We start from the raw sequence: 4,744 nt of genomic DNA, 5'->3' as shown, positions 1-4,744 counted from the left end.
CGGTAGGGGGAAGTTTTTCTTATGGAGGCTCAAGTAGTATTAATGCCTCGGCGAGCAAAACGAAAATGGACAGCAACTGGCAAAGTGTGACCGACCAATCGGGCATCTTTGCCGGCAGTGGTGGCTATGACATTAAGGTCGGGAACAACACCGACTTAAAAGGTGCGGTGATATCATCAGAAGCGAAAGACAAGAGCCAAAACCGCCTTGACACCGGCACAATCAGCTTTAGTGATATCAAAAACAAAGCGGACTACCAAGTCAGTAGCAGCAGTGCAGGGGTAAGCTCTAGCGGCATGCCATCAATGCCAACCAGTCGCAACAAAAACGAAAGCGAACATTCGACGACGCATTCAGCGGTATCGGAAGGGACGATAATTATCCGCAATAAGGATGCTCAAAAACAAGATATCAACGAACTAAGCCGAGATACTGAGCAGGCGAATAACGAGCTCAAACACATTTTTAACAAACAAAAAGAGCAAGACATCATCGACCAAACGCAGTTAGTGAGTGAAATTGGTGGTGAAACGTTAACGATGCTTAATCATATAGACCGGATAAGAGCCGAATCCAAGGCAAAAGAAGCGGTTGAAAAGGAAAAAGAGAAAAGTAAAAACAAGGGACTAACAGAAGAAGAGCAACAAAAAATCTACGAAGACGCCTACAAAAAGGCGATGAACGAAGGCATGTCAGCGATGGGCAGTGACACCCGTCAAGGCATTGACATGGCGGTTAGTATCATCAACGGCTTAATCAGTGGTGACATGACAGGGGCAGCCGCAGGGGCACTTGCACCAAAAATTGCGACTATTATCAAACAACAGACCGAAGGAAACACCGTTGCCAACACCGTCAGCCATGCCATACTCGGTGCGGTGGTAGCCGAGCTGCAAGGCAACTCAGCTCTAGTGGGTGGCTTGGGCGCTGCTGCAAGTGAACGCGGTGCTGAAGTGATTGCGGGCATACTTTACCCTGATAAAGACATCAAAGACCTAAGCCAAGAAGAAAGGCAACAAATCAGTGCTCTATCACAACTCGCCACCGGCCTTGCGATAGCTGCTGCCGGTGGTGATATCCAGGATGTCAATACAGGGGTTGCTGCAGGGAAAAATGCGGTTGAGAATAATTATTTGAGTGTATCTGAAGCTAGGCGAAAAGCGTATTTAACTTGGATAAAACCAAACTATTTAGGCGAGGAATTAACGGAAGATGAAAAAAGAGAATTAGAAAACCTCGAAAAATTGGATAAAGAACGAGATCAAATTTTGCAAGATAATTGCTCATTGGGTAATATTTCAAGTGTAGCTTGTAAAGGACTTTTGCAAGAAGCTTGGGAAATGCAAAATGAATACGCTATAGAAGCTGCTAGAACTTTGAAGAATAGTGATCTTTATCCGAAAGATTCCAAGCATCTTAATGATGCTTTACGTGGTTTAGATCCTGATAATATTATTCACCTATCTTCAATAGAGGCAATTGCAAAAGAAACAGGACGAGATGTAAATGATGTTGCTAAACAGTATAAATATGTTATGGCAGCTCATGGTATTGTATCTTCTTTGGCGGGATTGTATGGTGGCGTAAAGCTTACATCTGGAATTGACACAGTCACTGTATATCGTGTTGAAGGAGCACCTAATACACGAGTCATTATTGGTAATAATGGTGAAGTGTCTATAATAGGCGATACAACTTTATATTTGAATTTTGGCGATAAAGCAAGGGCTCAAGCGTTTTTAGATAAGCGAATATCTCAAAATATGGAAGGAGCTACAATCAAGTCTTTTAAAGTATCAAAGTCCTTTTTAGATAAGATAAGGAAAAATGCGGTATATGAATCAGAGGTAAAGTTTAATAAGGATAAACCAGTAATAGCAGATCCAACTAAAGCTAAAGACCAATATGGAATTAGACCTCATCAATTTGATGAATTGAAGAATTCTATTATTCAAGGAAGCGGTAAAGATGGTAATAAATAGTGAATATATGAGACAACTGTTATTAGAAAGGGAGCGATTTGATAATCCCCCTGATTATACAGTAAAAACAACGGGTGTAGGTATAGCTAGATTTGTTATTCGTTGTAATAACAATGTAAATGAAGTACTAAACTTAGCTAAAAGAGTATTAGTGATAGTAAACTATAATTCAGAACCCACTTGGCCATCTTTCGAACAATGGCTAAAAATATTACCAGATGAGTTTATTAATAATTGTGCTCCAGAACTTTCAAAAAGTGAAAGCGAAGAAAAGATTGATTATAGAAGAACGCTTCCTTGGGAAAAGCAAGTAAGTCTAGAGAAAAATAAAAAATGGAGTTTAGGAAATTGGCTTGCTTGGTTAGAACCCGATACTAGAGAATGGTTTTGGTGGAATGATTATAAATTTGATGGTGAAATTGAAAATACTCATTTTTTAGTTGAAGTTACTGCATTAGATGATCCTTTTTCATCAGGAGCATTAAAATGGTTATTTAAAGCTTGTGGTGCTATTGATGTTATCTCTACAGATGATCTTTAAATTTTGTTTATTTAACATTAAAAGGTGACAGTTAACACTGTCACTAAATTCGATAATTAATTTTTTAAATTGCTAATTTTTGCTTAATATGTACTTTAGCCATTATTATTTTTATGCGCTTTTGTAATAAATAAATCCTACCTACTGTATTGCTCATGGTGTCATATACCCCTCTATTCACAACATAAAAAAACACACTAATTCACTATTTTTACCCATAAAAAATCGCTCAGAAAAGGCATTGATTTTATTTAAGTTTTTGTTATTTTTGTTCTAGCCGTGGTGGTAATAGCCTCAGAAGCGAAAGACAAGAGCCAAAACCGCCTTGACACCGGCACAATCAGCTTTAGTGATATCGAAAACAAAGCGGACTACCAAGTCAGTAGCAGCAGTGCAGGGGTAAGCTCTAGTGGCATGCCATCGATGCCAACCAGTCGCAATAAAAACGAAAGCGAGCATTCGACGACGCATTCAGCGGTATCGGAAGGGACGATAATTATCCGCAATAAGGATGCTCAAAAACAAGATATCAACGAATTAAGTCATGATACTGAGCAGGCGAATAACGAACTCAAACACATTTTTAACAAACAAAAAGAGCAAGACATCATCGACCAAACGCAGTTAGTGAGTGAAATTGGTGGTGAAACGTTAACGATGCTTAATCATATAGACCGGATAAGAGCCGAATCCAAGGCAAAAGAAGCAGTTGAAAAAGAACAAGAAAAAGCCGCAGACAAAGGCATCGTTTTAACCGACAAGCAGCAACAAAAAATCTACGAAGAAGCCTACAAAAAGGCGATGAACGAAGGCATGTCAGCGATGGGCAGTGACACCCGTCAAGGCATTGACATGGCGGTTAGCCTCATCAACGGCTTAATCAGTGGCGACATGACAGGGGCAGCCGCAGGGGCACTTGCACCAAAAATTGCGACTATTATCAAACACAGAATTTAGTAAAATTAAAAAATGGTGTGACAGAGCATTTATGGATCCTAAATAAAATATAAAGGTGAGAATATGCAAAAAGTATATTTTTTATATCACATTCGTTATGAAGATACGGATGATGAGGATGTTAAATTGATTGGTATTTATAGTAGTTATAAACAAGCTGAATTGGCTATAGAAAGACTGAAAAATAAACCAGGATTTATTGATTTTCCTGATGATTTCCAGATTTTTGATAGCGTTTTAAATCGTGATGGTTGGTGTGAAGGTTTTGGTTTTTGAATTCTAAAATATGCTATCAATTATACTGTTTTTTATAAAATACGGAGGTAAATATGCAAAAAGTCTATCTTTTATATCATATTCGAGATAAAGGTGCTGAAGATGAAGATACTAAAGAAATCGGTACTTATAGTAGCTATGAATTAGCTGAAGCAGCCAAGAATAGGATTAAAGACAAGCCTGGCTTTATTGATCATCCAAATGGATTCTATATTGATGAATATATTATTGATAAAGATTATTGGGCAGATGGTTTTAATGACTAGATTGTATTGACCTTATAAGTAAATTTGTGAACTATTTATCTGCTTATTAGAATACAAGGCGAAAACGTCAATATCGAAGCATTAGATGCGAAAACGACGTATCAAGAAGAGTATGAGCGCAAAAAATCAGGGCTTACTATTTCGATAACAGGCACGGCGAGTGATATTTACAACGCCAACCAAACCCGAGAGCAAGCGAAAAAGCAGACCAATGAGAAAACCAAAGCGCTGATGAATATTAAAGCGGGGTTACAAGCGGGTAATGCGGCGCTAGAGGGCGGTGCTAATTTACAAAATGGTACGCCACAAGCCTCCATTGGCATTAATGTCAGTTTGGGCAGTGAAAAGACCAAACGCACGGTAAACCAAGAGCAACACACCGTGGTAAGTAGTGGTATCTCAGCGGGGCATAACCTCAGCATTATTGCCACGGGCAATGGTCAAAAAGAGAGTGGCGATATCAATATCATTGGCAGTCAGGTATCTGCCGGTCATGATGCAATGCTCAAAGCGAACCATGATGTCAACATCATTGGTCAAGAAAACACGATAAAAACCGACAGCAAAGAAAAAAGCAGCAGTGGCTCGGTAGGTGTGGGCTATAACTTTGGTGGAGAAAAAAATGGCTTTACCATCTCGGCCAGTGCTAGCCAAAGCAAATCCAGAGAAAAAGGTAACGGTACCGATTGGACAGAAAGTGTGGTAGAGGCAGGCAATAAGCT

General features: G+C 39.3%; 6 protein-coding genes. All 6 read left to right on the top strand.

All coding sequences use genetic code 11. The annotated features are described in order from the left end of the window. Positions 1 to 1,982: VENN motif pre-toxin domain-containing protein (locus A9G25_RS12125; RefSeq protein ID WP_176701141.1), on the top strand; the 1,982-nt coding region annotated here is incomplete at its 5' end. Beyond that, the gene (locus A9G25_RS12120) at positions 1,969 to 2,523 is read left to right on the top strand and encodes a hypothetical protein (protein ID WP_065627098.1); all 555 of its coding nucleotides are present in this window, start codon (positions 1,969 to 1,971) and stop codon (positions 2,521 to 2,523) included. The genes A9G25_RS12125 and A9G25_RS12120, both read left to right, overlap by 14 nt. A 279-nt stretch (positions 2,524 to 2,802) precedes the next feature. Further along, positions 2,803 to 3,480, top strand: coding sequence for a hypothetical protein (locus A9G25_RS12115; protein WP_141675117.1), 678 nt, complete (start codon positions 2,803 to 2,805; stop codon positions 3,478 to 3,480). Positions 3,481 to 3,543: 63 nt separating this feature from the next. Next, on the top strand, positions 3,544 to 3,756 hold the full coding sequence (locus A9G25_RS12110) for a DUF7336 domain-containing protein (protein ID WP_065585231.1): 213 nt from the start codon (positions 3,544 to 3,546) through the stop codon (positions 3,754 to 3,756). A gap of 53 nt (positions 3,757 to 3,809) precedes the next feature. Further along, positions 3,810 to 4,022 (top strand): DUF7336 domain-containing protein, encoded by a 213-nt coding sequence (locus A9G25_RS12105; RefSeq protein WP_065585230.1) that lies wholly within the window; start codon positions 3,810 to 3,812, stop codon positions 4,020 to 4,022. 231 nt (positions 4,023 to 4,253) lie between these two features. Beyond that, positions 4,254 to 4,744 (top strand): hemagglutinin repeat-containing protein (locus tag A9G25_RS12100; RefSeq protein ID WP_141675116.1); only part of this gene is annotated, 491 nt, incomplete at its 3' end.

The sequence above is a fragment of the Gilliamella sp. Bif1-4 genome (assembly GCF_001690535.1).
In the GTDB taxonomy this organism is placed as follows: Bacteria; Pseudomonadota; Gammaproteobacteria; order Enterobacterales; family Orbaceae; genus Gilliamella; species Gilliamella bombi.
This window is presented reverse-complemented; position numbering and strand designations above follow the sequence as displayed.